General features: G+C 69.3%; 15 protein-coding genes and 2 tRNA genes. 7 read left to right on the top strand and 10 right to left on the bottom strand.

The window, feature by feature from the left end; all coding sequences use genetic code 11:
* Positions 1-12 precede the first annotated feature (12 nt).
* Complete coding sequence (locus MLG87_RS06435) at positions 13-1,692, top strand: M16 family metallopeptidase (RefSeq protein WP_243294361.1); 1,680 nt, start codon at positions 13-15, stop codon at positions 1,690-1,692.
* Positions 1,689-2,966 carry a M16 family metallopeptidase gene (locus tag MLG87_RS16055; RefSeq protein WP_279341073.1) on the top strand — a complete coding sequence of 426 codons (1,278 nt, stop codon included), beginning with the start codon at positions 1,689-1,691 and terminating at the stop codon, positions 2,964-2,966. The genes MLG87_RS06435 and MLG87_RS16055 overlap by 4 nt, the downstream gene beginning before the upstream one ends.
* Here the strand turns inward: MLG87_RS16055 and MLG87_RS06425 are convergent, their stop codons facing one another.
* Positions 2,967-3,845 (bottom strand): phosphoribosylaminoimidazolesuccinocarboxamide synthase, encoded by an 879-nt coding sequence (locus MLG87_RS06425; RefSeq protein WP_243294360.1) that lies wholly within the window; start codon positions 3,843-3,845, stop codon positions 2,967-2,969. It abuts the gene before it with no gap.
* 93 nt (positions 3,846-3,938) lie between these two features.
* The gene (locus MLG87_RS06420) at positions 3,939-4,982 is read right to left on the bottom strand and encodes a tetratricopeptide repeat protein (protein WP_243294359.1); all 1,044 of its coding nucleotides are present in this window, start codon (positions 4,980-4,982) and stop codon (positions 3,939-3,941) included.
* A gap of 92 nt (positions 4,983-5,074) precedes the next feature.
* Between MLG87_RS06420 and MLG87_RS06415 the strand changes: the two genes are divergently transcribed.
* Positions 5,075-5,671, top strand: coding sequence for a hypothetical protein (locus MLG87_RS06415; RefSeq protein WP_243294358.1), 597 nt, complete (start codon positions 5,075-5,077; stop codon positions 5,669-5,671).
* A 77-nt stretch (positions 5,672-5,748) separates the two neighbouring features.
* Positions 5,749-6,510 carry an MBL fold metallo-hydrolase gene (locus MLG87_RS06410; RefSeq protein WP_243294357.1) on the top strand — a complete coding sequence of 254 codons (762 nt, stop codon included), beginning with the start codon at positions 5,749-5,751 and terminating at the stop codon, positions 6,508-6,510.
* Positions 6,511-6,517: 7 nt separating this feature from the next.
* On the opposite strand, the gene MLG87_RS06405 is transcribed toward MLG87_RS06410, so the two are convergent.
* From MLG87_RS06405 to MLG87_RS06370, 8 genes are all read right to left on the bottom strand, one after another.
* Positions 6,518-6,877, bottom strand: coding sequence for an Hpt domain-containing protein (locus MLG87_RS06405; RefSeq protein WP_243294356.1), 360 nt, complete (start codon positions 6,875-6,877; stop codon positions 6,518-6,520).
* Positions 6,878-6,971: 94 nt separating this feature from the next.
* Positions 6,972-7,394: an ATP synthase F1 subunit epsilon gene (gene atpC, locus MLG87_RS06400; protein ID WP_243294355.1), complete on the bottom strand. Its 423-nt coding sequence runs from the start codon at positions 7,392-7,394 to the stop codon at positions 6,972-6,974.
* 115 nt (positions 7,395-7,509) lie between these two features.
* Positions 7,510-8,931, bottom strand: a complete 1,422-nt coding sequence (atpD, locus tag MLG87_RS06395; protein WP_243294354.1) for a F0F1 ATP synthase subunit beta — start codon at positions 8,929-8,931, stop codon at positions 7,510-7,512.
* Between the two features lie 113 nt (positions 8,932-9,044).
* Positions 9,045-9,926 carry an ATP synthase F1 subunit gamma gene (gene atpG, locus MLG87_RS06390; RefSeq protein ID WP_243294353.1) on the bottom strand — a complete coding sequence of 294 codons (882 nt, stop codon included), beginning with the start codon at positions 9,924-9,926 and terminating at the stop codon, positions 9,045-9,047.
* 117 nt (positions 9,927-10,043) lie between these two features.
* The gene (gene atpA, locus MLG87_RS06385; protein WP_243294352.1) at positions 10,044-11,612 is read right to left on the bottom strand and encodes a F0F1 ATP synthase subunit alpha; all 1,569 of its coding nucleotides are present in this window, start codon (positions 11,610-11,612) and stop codon (positions 10,044-10,046) included.
* 37 nt (positions 11,613-11,649) lie between these two features.
* Positions 11,650-12,192, bottom strand: a complete 543-nt coding sequence (gene atpH, locus MLG87_RS06380; protein ID WP_243294351.1) for an ATP synthase F1 subunit delta — start codon at positions 12,190-12,192, stop codon at positions 11,650-11,652.
* Positions 12,189-12,956, bottom strand: a complete 768-nt coding sequence (locus MLG87_RS06375) for an ATP synthase F0 subunit B (protein ID WP_243294350.1) — start codon at positions 12,954-12,956, stop codon at positions 12,189-12,191. Before MLG87_RS06375 ends, atpH begins: the two co-directional genes overlap by 4 nt.
* A 2-nt stretch (positions 12,957-12,958) precedes the next feature.
* Positions 12,959-13,471 (bottom strand): F0F1 ATP synthase subunit B family protein, encoded by a 513-nt coding sequence (locus tag MLG87_RS06370; protein ID WP_243294349.1) that lies wholly within the window; start codon positions 13,469-13,471, stop codon positions 12,959-12,961.
* 195 nt (positions 13,472-13,666) lie between these two features.
* Between MLG87_RS06370 and MLG87_RS06365 the strand changes: the two genes are divergently transcribed.
* From MLG87_RS06365 to MLG87_RS06355, 3 genes are all read left to right on the top strand, one after another.
* Positions 13,667-13,742: transfer RNA gene (locus MLG87_RS06365), tRNA-Val, on the top strand.
* Between the two features lie 22 nt (positions 13,743-13,764).
* Positions 13,765-13,841 (top strand) — tRNA-Asp (locus MLG87_RS06360).
* 337 nt (positions 13,842-14,178) lie between these two features.
* Positions 14,179-14,706, top strand: coding sequence for a DinB family protein (locus tag MLG87_RS06355; RefSeq protein ID WP_243294348.1), 528 nt, complete (start codon positions 14,179-14,181; stop codon positions 14,704-14,706).
* Positions 14,707-15,011 lie beyond the last annotated feature (305 nt).

The following is a 15,011-nucleotide window of genomic DNA, read 5'->3' as shown; positions in this document are numbered from 1 at the left end:
ACCCTACGGACCATGCGACGCCTGGTCCTGCCCCTTCTTGCCGTCCTTGGCCTGAGCGCCCAGGCGCCCCTCCTCGACTCCCGCACGGAGGACGTGCAGGAGCGGCGCCTGGCGAACGGCGTCCGACTCCTGGTGGTGGAGCGGCGGGCCGTGACCGCCTTCCACGCCGCCCTGGTCTTCCGGGGCGGCCGGGCGGAGGAACCCCCGCCGCTGGCCGGCGCCACCGACCTGCTGGCCCGGGCTCTCTATGGCGCCACCTGGCCCGAGGATCTGGACCCGGCCAAGGGGAACGGCTCGCTCGATGCCCTGCTCAAGGAGGAGGAGGGCCTGCTGGAGGCTTTGCGGCTGGAGCGGCTCCGCCAGCGGAAGGCGCCCGAGGCTGCGAACCAGGCTCAGGCCCTGGGAGCCAATCTCTGGACCCTGCACCAGGCCGTGCGAGCCCGCTACTCCACCTCGCCCCTGGCGGACCTCTACGCGGCCCGCGGCGGACGCCAGACGGCCACGGCCGGGGCCGACGCCCTGCTGGTCCAGGCCGAACTGCCCGCCTCGGACTTCGAGTTCTGGTGCCGCACCGAGGCCCAGCGGCTGACCATCCTCCAACTCAGCCGGTTCTCCGAAGCCCGCGCCGCCCTGGCGGCGGAGCTGCGGTCCCGCGGCCCCCAGGGCCTGCCGATGATCCAGGGCGCCGCCCTGCCCGGCCACCCGTACGGCCGCGACCTGGCGGACCACCTTCCCGCCCTGGAGGCCATGCGCCGCTCGGACCTCCAGGCCTGGGCCCGCCGCGCCTGCCGGCCGGACCAGCTCACGGTGGTGCTGGTGGGCGGCCTCGGCATGGACGCGGCCCTGCCCCTCGTGGAGCGGACCTTCGGGGCCCTGCCCGTCGGCGCGGCCAGTGCCTCGACGGAGGACTCCCTCCTGCCGGAGATCCCCGCGGACCTCGGCGACCGGCGCATCCAGGCCAGCCTGGGCGGGGCGCCCGCCCTGCTGGTGGGCTGGCGCATCCCGGCGCGCCCCCACCGGGACCACCTGGCCCTGCGCATGGCCGCCCGCCTCCTGGAGGGCCCCTCGGGCCGCCTGGCCCAGCGGCTGGTGCGCCAGAAGGCCGTGGCCCAGTCCGCCGAAGTGTGGATGGATGTTCCCGGGGGCCGTCTGCCCGGCCTGCTGGTGGTCCGCGCCGTGCCGTCGGAAGGCCACAGCCTCGCGGAACTCGAAGGCGCCCTGCACACGGAGATCCTGCGGCTCCAGCAGGAGCCCATCCCCACGGACGAGTGGCAGCGTGCCCTGACCCAGATCGACGTGGAGCAGCTCCGCATCCAGGATGAGCCCGGAGCCCTCGCCTCGACCCTGGCGCGCGCCTGGGCGGAGGCCGGGGACTGGCGGCAGGCGGAACAGGAGGTCCAGCGCCTGCGGAACCTGGGGCCGGAGATGGTCCAGCTGGCCACCCGGACCTGGCTGAACCCGAGCCACCGGACGACCCTCTGGCTGCAGTCGGGCACGGACGAGAGCCAGGATCCCCTGGAAGCAGAGACGGCGCGGGTGCTGAAGGCCCTCGCGGCCACCCGCATCGAGGACCTGGCCCAGCGGGAGCACCTGGTCTCGGAGGGACTCCGCCAGCTCCGGATGCTCAGCCTCGACGAGCGCCGCCGGACCCTCAAGCTCCTGGAAGCCCAGCTCACCCCGGAGAAGCGATGAAACCCCTGGCGGCGCTGGCTGCGATCCTCCTCACCCTCCCGGGGCGGGCCCAGATCTCGATCCGGCCGCAGACCTTCAGCCTGCCCAACGGGATGCGGGTGGTCCTCCTGGAGGATCACGAGCGCCCCCTGATCCGGGCCCGCCTGAACGTGCTCCTGAGCCGCGACCTGGAGACGGTCCACCCGGGCTTGGCGGCCCTGGCCCTGCGTGTCCTGGGGCATTCGGACGCCGGCGCCTTCAGCGTCGACGAGTTCGAGCAGCTCCTCGCCGGGGCCGGCATCGAGCTGGTCCCCGCCCTCCGGACGGACGGCCTCTCCTGGAGCCTTCTGGCCCGGAGCCGGGATCAGGATCTGGCGCTCGGCCTGCTGGCGGATCGCGCCTTCCGCTCGGTGGCCACCTCCCTCACGCTCGAGACCGACCGCCTCGCCAGCTGGCGCGAGACGGAGCGCCTGGAGGCCGCGCCCCGGGCCAAGCTGCGCCTGCTGCTGGAACCGGACTGGACCCTCCAGGCTCCCACCCTCGAGCACCTGTCCGCCATCAACCACCCGGACCTGCTGGCCTTCTACGCTCGCGCGCTGAGGCCCGATCGGGCGGTGCTGATCCTCCAGGGCGACCTCGGCCTGGAACAGGCCAAGCGCCTCGTGCTCCTCAGCTTCGGCACCTGGGTGGTCCAGGCGCCGCCGCCGGTTCCGGCCGCCACCGAGGCCGCCACCCAGGTCCCCGCCCAGGCCGCCGCCGCACCAGCGCCCGCAGCCGCTTCAGCCCCCGCTCCCGCGGCCCCGCAGGCTCCCCGGATCCTGGTCCGGAATCCTCGACCCGCCCTCATGGCCATGGCGGTGGCGGCCCAGCCGGAGGACCTGGACCCGGAATCAGCGGCGCTTCTCGCCCTGCTTCTTCCTGGAGACCCGGCCCTGGCTCCCGCGCAGCTCCGATTGGAGGGTCTGGACCTGGTAGGCGAGCTGGAGTCGGATCCCTCCGGATCCGCGGCCAGCGCCGAGACCTCGATGCTGGAGCGCCTCCAGGCCATCCGTCAGCGCGGCTTCACCGAGACGGACCTCCGCCGCGCCCAGGCCGCCTGGTCCGAAAGCCGCGCCCTCATCACCCTCCACCCGGAAGCCCAGGTGGCCGAGGCCCTGGCCGACGCGCGGGGACGGTCGGTCTCTCCCGCGCGCGTGAATGCGCTCACGGTGGAGGCCCTGAACCAGGGGCTCCGCCGGTGGCTGGACCCGGCCCGCATCCGGACCGGGGTCCTCGCCGGCCCCGTCGGCCCCTGATCAGACCTGCACGCCGAACCGTCCGGCCAGATCCAGGTACCGGGCCCGGATCCCTTCGATGACGGCCTCCGGCAGGTGCGGCGCCGGCGGCTGCTTGTTCCAGCCCGGAAGCGTCTCCAGGTAGTCGCGGAGGAACTGCTTGTCCAGGCTAGGCGGGTTCTTCCCCGGCGCCCAGCTGTCCGCCAGCCAGTAACGGCTGCTGTCCGGCGTGAGGGCTTCGTCAATGAGGATCAGCTCGCCGGCATCGCTCAGGCCGAACTCGAATTTCGTATCCGCCAGGAGGATTCCCCGCTGGGCCGCCAGCTCCGCGCCGCGCTGGTAGAGGGCCAGGCTCAGGTCCCGCAGCCGCGCCGCAAGGTCCGCGCCCACGATCTCCGCCATGCGCTCGAAGCTGATGTTCTCGTCGTGCCCTTCCTCCTCCTTGGTGGCGGGCGTGAAGATGGGTTCGGGCAGGCGATCCGCCAGACGCAGGCCCGCCGGCAGCGGCACGCCGCACACGGACTGGCCGCTCTGGTATTCCTTCCAGCCGCTGCCCGCCAGGTAGCCGCGTACCACGCACTCCACGGGCATGGGCCGCGTCTTCTCCACCACCACGGCGCGGCCGGCCAGGGCCTCGCGGTAGGGTTCCAGGGCCGCCGGCCAGGCGGGATTGCCGCGGAAGTGGTTGGGCACCAGGTCCTCGGTGGCCTCGAACCAGTAGGCCGCCACCGCCGTGAGGATGCGCCCCTTGTCCGGGATGCCCTCGGGCATCACGCAGTCGAAGGCGCTGATGCGATCCGTGGCCACGATGAGCAGCTGCTTGCCGAGGTCATACACATCCCGGACCTTGCCCCGGCGGAAGACGGGAAAGGGGAGATCGGTGCTCAACACGACGGCCATGAAGCCTCCAGAGTCGAAACATCCATCCTAGCGGTCGGCCGTCACCGGTCCGTCACTGATCACTGATAGCCGATAGCCGATAGCCGACAGCTCCTACACCAGATCCGGCAGGCGCCGAGGGGTGGGGGCCGCCCAGTTGAGCCCCCCAGGCAGCAGGGCGTAGCGGTTCATCACGCCCGCCCACCGGGCCAGTTCCGATTCGCGCACGGCGCCCTCGGGCCCCGTGAGGGGCAGCCCCAGGAACTGGAGGAAGTCCTGGATCTCGGCGCCAGAGACGCCGAGGAGGGCCGGCAGCGCGTCCAGGGGATGGACCCGGTCCCCGGCCGGGGGCTCCAGCAGCCGGTAGTCGAAGGTCTCCCGCAGCACCGAAGCCGTGGCGGCGGGATCCAGCTCCTGGGCCGCGTCCAGGTGCGGGAACGGATTGCCCCCCAGCATCCCCAGGGCCTGGGCCATGCCGAGGTGGCCCAGCAGGTGGACCGGCTGGGTCTTCAGGACGGCCTCGAAGGCCGCTCGGGCCTCCCGCGCGTGCCCCAGGCGCAGCTGCGCCTCACCCAGGCGCAGCTGCCCCTCCAGGCGGCCGGGCTCGGCCTTGACCCACCGCTCGGCCACGGCCGCCATCTCCTCGGCCATGCCCTGGTCGCGGAAGAAGGTGGTCAGGTAGGCGAGACTGGCGACATCCTTGGGCGCGAGGAGCAGCAGGCGATCCAGCACTTCGGCGGCCCGGAGGGCCTGGCCCTCCTGGTCCAGGCGGTTCGCCCAGTCCCGCAGGATCTCCACCTGGCGGGCCACGGGATGGTTCGGCGTGGAACGCGCCGCCTCGGCCGGATGGAGCAGCTGGGTCCTGACCCACAGGTAGCGCAGGGGGTTTCGTCCCTCGGGGCCGGGCAGCTCCTCCTCGATGGCGTGGATGACGGTCTTGAGGCCATGTTCCCAGAGGGGCGGCACCGGCATCTGCACGTGCGTCCGGAGCTGGCGGCTCAGGGGGTCCAGCGCGTTGCCGGCCCTTCCCAGGTGCAGGTGCAGGCGGATCAGGTCCATGCCGGGCTCCGGCCCGGACTGGAAGGCCACCCGCAGGGCGAGCTCGCCCGTATCGGGGTCGAAGCCGTCCAGGATCAGGAAGCGAAGGTGGGCCCGCATGACCAGAGGTTAACAAGATGCCGGGACCAGCGGAGGTTGACCACAGCCACCGAAGGCCCGATGATGCCATATCTGCCGGATTGGGGGACCCTATGCGCAGGCAACTGCTTTCACTCGCGGCGCTCGCCGCCATGACCGCCCTTCCGGCCTCCGCCGGCGAGGTCGGCGTGCTGCTGGACAAGCAGGTGGGCAAGGCCCAGGCCGCTTCCTTCGGCACGGGCCAGAAGTACGACGCCGTGAGTCCCACGGGCTTCGCCATCCGCGGCGGCTTCGACATCGTGGACCTGAAAGTGGCCGCCCTCCAGCTGAACGCCACCTGGCACAACAAGACCACCGGCGATCTGACCTACGGCGGCACCAAGTACGGCGAGCTGGAGAACCAGTACTGGGCCGTGGGCGCCATGGTGAACTGGAAGCTCTTGGTGAACGTGGGCGCTGGCGTGGAATACCGGTCCGAGAGCCTCACCTTCCGCCCCACCGCCGGTGCCAGCACGGACAGCACCCTGGGCCGCCCTTGGGCCCGCGTGAACGTGGGCTTCAGCATCCCGACCCCCATCGTCAGCCCCTTCTTCACGCTGGAAGTGGCCGCGCCCCTCACCAAGAAGGACACCACGGCCACCTACAAGGACTTGAACGAGGCGCTGGCTCCCCAGGTGCAGATCGGCATCTACGGCGGCATCCGCTTCTAGGGTCGGCCTCCGCGACGAAAAAGGGGCGCCTCCGGCGTCCCTTTTTCGTATGATGAGTCCACTTACACCGAGGGACGATGGAACTCAGGGTCCTGGGCTGCAGCGGCGGAGAGGTCGAGGGCGAGCGCCTCACGGGCCTGCTCGTCAACGGGTGCGTGGCCATCGATGCCGGCTCGCTGACCGCGGCCCTCACGGTGGCCGAGCAGGTGGCCATCCAGCATGTGTTCCTCAGCCACTCGCACCTGGACCACATCTGCACCCTGCCCTTCTTCACCAAGAACATCTTCGGGCACACCCACGAGGCCGTGGAGATCCACGCCCTGCCCGAGACCCTCGACGTGCTGCGGCGCCACCTCTTCAACGACGAGCTGTGGCCCGACTTCAGCGTGATCCCCAGCCCCAACGACCCCACCATCCGCTACACGGAGATCGAGCCCGAGCACACCTACCGCGTCTGCGGCCTGGCCATCACGCCCATCCGCGTGAACCACCTGGTTCCCTGCGTCGGCTACAAGGTCGACGACGGGAAGGACGCCTTCATCTTCACCAGCGACACCGCGGGAACGGACCGCATCTGGGCGGAAGCCAACGCCACACCCAACCTGCGCCTGGTCATCACGGAAGCCAGCTTCCCCAACGAGCAGGCCGGCCTCGCCGAGGCCTCCAAGCATCTGACCCCCGCCATGCTCGGAACCGAGCTCCGGAAGCTCACCCGGGACGTGCCCGTGAGGATCTACCACCTCACCCCCGGCGACAAGGCCACCATGCTGCCCCAGCTGCAGGCCCTGGGCGACCGCCGGGTCAGCCTGCTGGCACAGGACGAACGGCTGGTCTGGTAGGGGACGGTCAGGCCTCCGGAAAGGCCGCCCGGATCGCGGCCAGAGCTTCCTCATAGGCGGCGGGAAACGCCTCCAGGAGGTGGCGCGCGGCCTCCCACTCGCCGGCGCGGAGGTGCTCCTCCATCCGGTGGCCCAGGTCGGCGAAGCGCCGGAGCCCCATGGTCCCCAGGGCCCCCTTCAGCTGGTGGGCCTCCGGTATCGCGGCATCGCCGTCCTCGCGCGCCAGGGCCTGCCGCAGGACGGCCATCCGCGCGGGGACATCCGCCTCCAGCAGCCCGATCAGCTCCGTCACCAGACCCGGCTCCGCCCCCATCTCCAGGAGGTCCCGGAGGGGACGGGGATCGAGGACGGGCGGAAGGTCCGGCAAGACAGCTCCGACAGGAAGACTTCACCCGCCCTCATCGGCCCGGGGCAGCGGGTCCATGAGGACGGGTGGAAGACGTCGGCGGGAGATGAACTGATCAGAATCCGTGGCCGGCCGGGTGCCCCGCGGCCTGGAGGCGGATGAGGCTGGCGTCGAGAGCGGCCTGGGCGGAGGCCAGGTCATGCTCGGTCTGGGCCTCCTTGAGGAGCTTCAGGGCGTGCTGGCGGTCTGCTTCGACGCGCTCGAGGTCGATCATGTCCACGGTCTCGCTCTCGCGGGCCAGGATGGTGACGCGATCGGGGCCCACTTCCGCGAAGCCCCCGAACACCGTCAGCCAGTGCTTTTGGCCATCCTGCACGTAGTAGAGCAGGCCGTCGCCCACCGCGGTCATCAGGGGTGTGTGGCCCGGCAGGATGCCGTAGTAGCCGCGGGCCGCGGTGGGGAACTGAACCTCCGCCACGTCGGCCGAAAAGACGGGACGTTCCGGGGTCACGACTTCAAGCTTGATGGATTGGGACATGATTGCCTCTCGGGATCCGTGGCCATCTTCTCGGAATCCGCTTCGCGGATTGCCGAGACATCAAAGGTGGATGCCTCGGCGTACCGTTCCATGACTTTTCAACCTGGCTGGGTGGTTAAACCGCCGCCAATTTCTCAGCCTTCTCAACGGCTTCCTCGATGGTGCCGACGAGGTAGAAGGCCTGCTCGGGCAGGTGGTCCCACTTGCCGTCGCAGATCTCGCTGAAGCCCTTGATGCTGTCCTCCAGCTTCACGTACTTGCCCTGCATGCCCGTGAACTGCTCGGCCACGTGGAAGGGCTGGCTGAGGAAGCGCTGGATCTTGCGGGCGCGGGCCACGACGAGCTTGTCGTCGTCGGAGAGCTCGTCCATGCCCAGGATGGCGATGATGTCCTGCAGTTCCTTGTACTTCTGGAGGATGGCCTTCACGCGCATGGCGGTGTTGTAGTGGGCCTCGCCCAGGATGCGGGGATCCAGCAGGCGGCTGGTGGAGGCGAGCGGGTCCACGGCGGGGTAGATGCCCAGGGCCGCGATCTCACGGCTCAGGTTCGTGGTGGCGTCCAGGTGGGCGAAGGTGGTGGCGGGCGCGGGATCCGTGTAGTCGTCCGCGGGCACGTAGACGGCCTGCACCGAGGTGATGGAGCCCTTCTTCGTGGAGGTGATGCGCTCCTGGAGCTCGCCCATCTCCGTGGCCAGCGTGGGCTGGTAGCCCACGGCGGAGGGCATGCGGCCCAGCAGCGCGGACACTTCGGCGCCGGCCTGGGTGAAGCGGAAGATGTTGTCCACGAAGAGCAGCACGTCCTTGCCTTCCACGTCGCGGAAGTACTCGGCGACGGTGAGGCCGGTCAGCGCCACGCGGGCACGGGCTCCGGGGGGTTCGGTCATCTGACCGTAGATGAGCGCCACCTTGCTCTTCGAGATGTCGTCCTTGTTGATGACGCCGGAATCCATCATCTCGTGCCAGAGGTCGTTGCCCTCGCGGGTGCGCTCGCCCACGCCGGCGAACACCGAGTAGCCGCCGTGGCCCTTGGCGATGTTGTTGATGAGCTCCATGATGAGCACGGTCTTGCCCACGCCGGCGCCGCCGAAGAGGCCCGTCTTGCCGCCCTTCGCGTAGGGCTCCAGCAGGTCGATGACCTTGATGCCCGTTTCGAACATCTCGGAGGAGGTGTTCAGGTCTTCGTACTTGGGGGCTTCGCGGTGGATGGGCAGGGTCATCTTGTGGCCGATGGGGCCGCGCTCGTCCACGGGGTCGCCCACCACGTTGATGATGCGGCCCAGGGTCTCAGGACCCACGGGCACGTTGATGGCCTTGCCGGTGTCGGTCACGATCTGGCCGCGAATCATGCCTTCCGTGGGCTGCATGGAGACGCAGCGCACGCGGTTCTCGCCGAGGTGCTGCTGCACCTCCAGCGTCACCGTGACGCCGGCGATCTCGGTGTGCAGGGCGTTCATGATCTCGGGCAGGTGGGCGTCGAACTCGACGTCCACGGCGGGACCGACGATGGCGATCACGCGGCCTTGAAGTTGGTTGGACATGGGAACCTCGAAAGAGTAGGAACCGCGAAAGACGCTAAATCACGCGAAACAGAAAAGAAAAGACGAAGAAGTGGGATCCGCACATTTCGCGATTTTTCGCGATTTTCGCGGTTTCAAGCATTGGCGCCCGACACGATCTCGATGATCTGGTTGGTGATGCTGGCCTGGCGGATCTTGTTCATGGTCAGCGTCAGCTTGGCGATCATCTCGCCGGCGTTGTTGCTGGCCTTGTCCATGGCCGCCATGCGGGCGCCGTGCTCGGAGGCGCTGCTCTCCAGGAGGTTGCGCAGCAGCTCGGTCTCCACGAAGCGGGGCAGCAGGGTCTCCAGCACCGCGTTGGGATCAGGCTCGAGCAGGTGGGGCACCTCGGCGGCCTCGCGGCTCTCGGTGCGCCGGTCCAGCTCCATGGGGAAGACCTTGAAGACCGTGGGCGTCTGCGCCACAGGGCTGTTGAAGTAGTTGTAGATGACGTAGAGCGCGTCGATCTCCCCCGCATGGTACTGGGCGGCGGCGCCTTCGGAGATCTCCGTCACCACACGCTGGAAGCCCGCGAGGGGGATGTTCAGGTATTCCCCGGTGGCGGTCAGCTTGCGCTTGCGCGCCCACTCGGCCGCGCGCTTGCCGACCACGTCCAGATGCACGATCTCAGCCTGGGTTTCCGTCGCGAAGGCGGTGGCGGCCTTGAGCACGTTGGCGTTGAAGCCGCCGCAGAGCCCCTTGTCCGAGGCCACGAGGACCACGCGGATGCGCTTCTCCTCGCGGGGAGTCAGGAAAGCCTGGGCGGCGGGACCCGGCTGGATCTCGGAATCACCCTTGATGCGGCCCACGACGCGGTGGACGACGTCCATCATCTTCCCGGCGTAGGGGCGCAGGGCCACCAGGCGTTCCTGGGACTTCCGCAGCTTCACCGCGGAAATCATCTTCATGGCCTTGGTGACCTGCTGGGTGTTCTTGACTGACCGAATACGGCGTCGGATGTCTTGGAGGCCGGCCATGGCTAGTTACTCCAATCCGAAAGGGGTCGGTAAGGCAAGCTCATGGCCTTGGTGACCTGTTGGGTGTTCTTCACCGACCGGATGCGGCGGCGAATGTCCTGGAGACCGGCCATCGGACTAGGCTCCCGCGGCCTGGTTCAGGGAGGCCAGGAAGGTCTCCTTGAAGGTCGCCACCTGGGTCTTGAGCTGGGCCTTGGCGTCGTCGCTCAGCACCTTGGTGTCGCGGATGCCGCGGAGCAGCTCCGGGGCGTTCACGTCGAGGTAAGCCATGAACTCGCTCTCGAACCGGCGCACCTGGGGCACCGGCAGGTCATCCACGTAGCCGTTGGTAGCGGCCCAGATGCTGACGACCTGCTTCTCCACGGACATGGGCTGGTACTGGCCCTGCTTCAGGATCTCCACGAGCCGCTGGCCGCGGTTGAGCTGGGCCAGGGTGGCCTTGTCCAGGTCGGAGCCGAACTGGGCGAAGGCCGCCAGCTCGCGGTACTGGGCGAGATCGAGCTTGATGGTGCCGGCCACGGACTTCATGGCCTTCACCTGGGCGGAACCGCCCACGCGGCTCACAGAGATGCCCACGTTCACAGCGGGACGGACACCCGCGTTGAAGAGGTCGCTCTCGAGGAAGATCTGACCGTCGGTGATGGAGATGACGTTGGTCGGGATGTAGGCGGACACGTCGCCGGCCTGGGTCTCGATGACCGGCAGGGCGGTGAGCGAACCCGCGCCGCGCTCGTCGCTGAGCTTGCAGGCGCGCTCCAGCAGGCGGGAGTGGAGATAGAACACGTCGCCGGGGTAGGCCTCGCGTCCGGGAGGGCGGCGCACCAGCAGGGAGATTTCGCGGTAGGCCGCGGCCTGCTTGGAGAGGTCGTCGTAGATGCAGAGCACGTGGCCGCCGGGGTTGTCCTTGCCCGCGGGCTTGCCGTCCTTGCCGTGCCACATGAAGTACTCGCCCAGGGCCGCGCCGGTCATGGGGGCCAGGAAGAGCAGCGGGGCGGCCTCGGAGGCGGAGGCGGCCACCACGATGGTGTGCTTCATGGCGTCGTACTCTTCCAGGGTCTTCACCACCTGGGCGATGGTGGAGCGCTTCTGGCCGATGGCGACGTAGATGCAGATCACGCCGGTGTCGCGCTGGTTGATGATCGTGTCCACAGCTACGGCGGTCTTGCCGGTCTGGCGGTCGCCGATGATCAGCTCGCGCTGGCCGCGGCCGATGGGGATCAGGCTGTCGATGGCCTTGAGGCCCGTCTGCATGGGCTCGTGAACGCTCTTGCGGTCCACGATGCCAGGGGCGATGCGCTCGATGGGGTTGGTGGAGGCCGCCTGGATGGGGCCCTTGCCATCGATGGGGTTGCCCAGGGCGTCGATGACCCGGCCCACGAAGGCGGGGCCCACGGGCACGGACATGATCTTGGCGGTACGCTTGACGGTGTCGCCTTCCTTGATGGCGGCGGCATCGCCCAGCAGGATGATGCCGACGTTGTCCTCCTCCAGGTTGAAGGCGAGGCCCATCACGCCGTGGGGCAGCTCCAGCAGCTCGCCGGCCATGGCCTTCTCGAGGCCGTAGGCGCGGGCGATGCCGTCGCCCACGCTGATGACGGTGCCGACTTCGGCCACGTCCACCTGGGCGTCGAAGCCTTCGATCTGGCTGCGGATGATGCGGGAGATCTCTTCCGCGCGGATGTCCATGAAGTCCTCCAAAACCTGCGAGTGAAAGCGAAGGGGATTAAGCCGAAAGGAGCTGCGTCTTGAGCTGGCGGAGCTGGCCCTGGAGCGAGGCGTCCAGGACCGTGGAGCCCACCTGGACCTTCAGGCCGCCGAGAAGGGCCGAATCCTGCTGCCAGGAGAGGCGGATGGTCTTGCCCGTGCGGGCGGCCAGCGACGCGACGAGGGCCTTGGACTGGGCCTCGCTCAGGGCCTGGGCGCTGGACACGCGGGCCTCGACGATGCCGGCCCGCTCGTCCACCAGCTCCGCAAAGGTGCGGTGGATGTCCGCGAGCAGGTTCAGGCGGCCGGCCTCGGTCACCACCCGGAAGAAGTGGCGGAGGGTCTGGCTCACCTTGGCGCTGGCGAGGATGGCCTCGAAGACCTCGGCCTTCCTGGTGGGCAGCACCAGGGGCGACGCCACCAGGCGGGTGAGGTCGGCATTGGCGGCCACGGTGGCGGCCACGGTGTCCAGCTCCTGCTGGAGCTGGGGCACGTTGCCCTGCTTGTCGCCGATCTGGAGGAGGGCCTTGGCGTAGCGCCGGGCGGTCAGGCGGTTGCTCACTGGATACCCCCGGTCTGCTGGCCGATCTGCTGAATGGCGCGGTCGATGGCCTTGGCGGCGTCAGGGCCCGCCAGCTTGGCCTCCAGGCGCTTGGCGGCGCCTTCGACGGCCAGCTCGGCCACGAGGGCCCGCAGCTCCTGCTCGGCCTGCCGCTTCTGGAAGCCGATCTCCGCCTGGGCCTGGGCCAGGATCTGGGCGGCCTCGGCTTTCGCGGCCTCCAGCACGCGCTGCTTCTCGGCCTCGGCGTCGGTCTCGGCCTTGGCCAGGATGCCTGCCAGCTCGCCTTCAAGCCCGGCCATCTTGGCCTCCATCTCCTTCATCTGGGCCTCGCCCTCGGCCTTGTCCTTCTCCGCCTGGGCGAGCATCGTTTCCAGCTCCTCCTTGCGGGACTTGAACATGGCGGACAGGGCGCCCTTCAGCAGGAAGAAGAGGGCCGCGGCGTAGATGGCGAAGTTCAGCAGCTGGACGAGGAAGGCGCCCAGGTTGCCGTAGGCCTTGCCGAAGAGCTTCATGGCCGGGCCGTGGTGGGCGCCGCCATGCGCTTCATGCCCTGTAGCTTCGTGGCCGGCGGCCTCGGCTCCGTGGGCTTCTGGCGCGTGGCCCTCCGCGGGCTGGGCTTCATGCCCGGCCGCCGGGGTTTCGTGCTTCTCGGCAACGGGAGCTTCGTGGGTGTCGTGGGCCTGGGCCGACAGCCCGAGGGGGCTGAGCGCCAGGGCAGCGGCGAGAGAGAGTCGGGTCAGCGTCTTCATGCTCAGGGTCTTCATGCTCAGGCCTGCTTCAGGAGGGTCTGGGCCATGGTCTCGGACAGGGCGTCCACCTGGGCCAGCAGGTTCTGCTTGGCTTCGGCCTGCTGAGCCTTCAGGGAAGCTACAGCGGCCTGACGCTCGGCCAGGGCCTTGGCCCGGGCCTCGTCAAGCAGCTGCTGCTTGTCCTTGCCGGCGGCATCCGCCAGGGCCTTGCGGCGCTCGAAGGCCTGCGCACGGAGATCCTTCAGGCGACCCTGATAATCCTTCTGACGGGCCTCCAGCTGCGCCGCGGCCTCGGCCTTGGCATCCCCGCCGGCGCTCAGGTCCCGCTCCCGGTCGTCCATGACCTGGGTGATGGGCTTGAAGAACACCACCTTGAGGTAGAGGTAGAGCACCACGAGCAGGACGATCACGAACAGGATGGCCGGCAGGTCCGGGCGCATGGGATCCGGCATCTGGGCCAGGATGCGCGCGACGGGGCCGTCCCCTTCCGGTGATCGGAGCGTCAGATTCGCCAGTTCCAGCAGCGCCACAGGCCACCCTCCAGAAACGTCCCAAGGCCACGGCCGAAGGGATCGGCCAGGGTCACACCGACACCAGCGAAAGGTCCCCGGGAACCCCTGGCACGGAAGTCTGAAAACCTTACCAGATCTGGAGGAAACCCTCAACGCAGACCTTTGGCCTTGACCCTTCCTGCATCCTGTGTGAGCATCATGGTTCGGCGATTCGGGCGATTAGCTCAGTCGGTAGAGCAGCTGCCTTACACGCAGCATGTCGGCGGTTCGAGCCCGTCATCGCCCACCAGATTCATCTGGTGAAAAAGCAAGGGGTTGTAGCTCAGTCGGTTAGAGTGCCGGCCTGTCACGCCGGAGGTCGCGGGTTCGAGCCCCGTCAGCCCCGCCAAAAAGCGCCCAGGGGGGGGGCGGTGGGGGGTGTGGGGGTTGGGGGGGCGGGGGGGGGGGGGGCGCGGCCCGCCCCCCCCCCCCCGCGCCCCCCCCCCCCCCCCCCCCCGGCTCCGCCCACGCTGTCTGGTCGCGGGGAATCACTGAAATCAGCGAAATCGGTGGCTAAAAGGTCTTTTCAATCGGCGGCCATCGGCGGCTGATTCAGCCTTTCGGCTTGGATGCACCGGCGCGCCGTTCTTCGATGAGGCCGACGAGGGGCAGGCGTCGCAGGCGGGGCCCCTTTCGCGAGTCCCCGTTCCTGGGTAGGCTCTCTCCCCACCCGCACGGAGGACCCCATGGCGACCACCCCGGATCCGCAGGACGCCACCGCCGCCTACCGGGCGAGAATCCTGGGGTTCCTGGGGGACCGGGATCCGCTCGCGGTGCTCGGCTCGACGGGTGACGTGCTGGCGGGCCTGGTCCGGGACCACGCCGGGAAGCGGCTGCAGACCCGGCCCATCGCCGGGAAGTGGACACCCTGCGAGGTCATCGGCCACCTCTGCGACTGCGAGTGGGTCTACGGCTACCGCACCCGGCTCATCCTCTGCGAGGAGAACCCGCCCATGCAGGTCATGGACCAGGACCTGTGGGTGGTGGGGCAGCATTACAACGAACGCGATCCCCGCGAGCTCGTCGAGCAGTTCCGCGCCCTGCGCCCACACAACCTGCGCCTCTGGGGGAGCCTCACGTCGAATGATCTCGCGCGCGCCGGCCGGCACAGCGAGCGCGGCCCCGAGTCCCTGGGCCAGCTCCTGCCCATGCTCGCGGGCCACGACCTCCTGCACCTGGACCAGCTCCAGCGCCTGCTCATGGCCATCGTGTAGGCGGGCCGCGGCTCAAAGGCTTTTTTCGCCACCGATGTCGCCGATTACCTGGATGTCGGCCTGACTCGACCAGAAAAGCAAGGAACCGCGAAAGACGCGAAAGGGCGCGAAACGCGGCGGGGATGGGCCGCCTGGGCCTTCGGCCCCCAGTCGCGCTAAGCGCGGCTGGCCACACGCGGGGCGGGAATGCCGGCTTCTGAAGGCCGCCAGACCCGCCCCGCGCGTGGAGGCGGAAGCAGGATCGTTCGCCTTTCGCGCGCCCGAAGGGCGATTCGCGTCTTTCGCGGTTCGGTCATTCCAGGCGG

It is taken from the genome of Geothrix mesophila (assembly GCF_022808835.1).
Classification (GTDB): Bacteria; Acidobacteriota; Holophagae; order Holophagales; family Holophagaceae; genus Geothrix; species Geothrix paludis.
This window is presented reverse-complemented; position numbering and strand designations above follow the sequence as displayed.

Bases quoted from the DNA above. Each gene is read 5' to 3' on its own strand.
- MLG87_RS06435 (WP_243294361.1), top strand. From the start codon at position 13: ATGCGACGCCTGGTCCTGCCCCTTCTTGCCGTCCTTGGCCTGAGCGCC.
- MLG87_RS16055 (WP_279341073.1), top strand. From the start codon at position 1,689: ATGAAACCCCTGGCGGCGCTGGCTGCGATCCTCCTCACCCTCCCGGGG.
- MLG87_RS06425 (WP_243294360.1), bottom strand. From the start codon at position 3,845: ATGGCCGTCGTGTTGAGCACCGATCTCCCCTTTCCCGTCTTCCGCCGG.
- MLG87_RS06420 (WP_243294359.1), bottom strand. From the start codon at position 4,982: ATGCGGGCCCACCTTCGCTTCCTGATCCTGGACGGCTTCGACCCCGAT.
- MLG87_RS06415 (WP_243294358.1), top strand. From the start codon at position 5,075: ATGCGCAGGCAACTGCTTTCACTCGCGGCGCTCGCCGCCATGACCGCC.
- MLG87_RS06410 (WP_243294357.1), top strand. From the start codon at position 5,749: ATGGAACTCAGGGTCCTGGGCTGCAGCGGCGGAGAGGTCGAGGGCGAG.
- atpC (WP_243294355.1), bottom strand. From the start codon at position 7,394: ATGTCCCAATCCATCAAGCTTGAAGTCGTGACCCCGGAACGTCCCGTC.
- atpD (WP_243294354.1), bottom strand. From the start codon at position 8,931: ATGTCCAACCAACTTCAAGGCCGCGTGATCGCCATCGTCGGTCCCGCC.
- atpG (WP_243294353.1), bottom strand. From the start codon at position 9,926: ATGGCCGGCCTCCAAGACATCCGACGCCGTATTCGGTCAGTCAAGAAC.
- atpA (WP_243294352.1), bottom strand. From the start codon at position 11,612: ATGGACATCCGCGCGGAAGAGATCTCCCGCATCATCCGCAGCCAGATC.
- MLG87_RS06375 (WP_243294350.1), bottom strand. From the start codon at position 12,956: ATGAAGACCCTGAGCATGAAGACGCTGACCCGACTCTCTCTCGCCGCT.
- MLG87_RS06355 (WP_243294348.1), top strand. From the start codon at position 14,179: ATGGCGACCACCCCGGATCCGCAGGACGCCACCGCCGCCTACCGGGCG.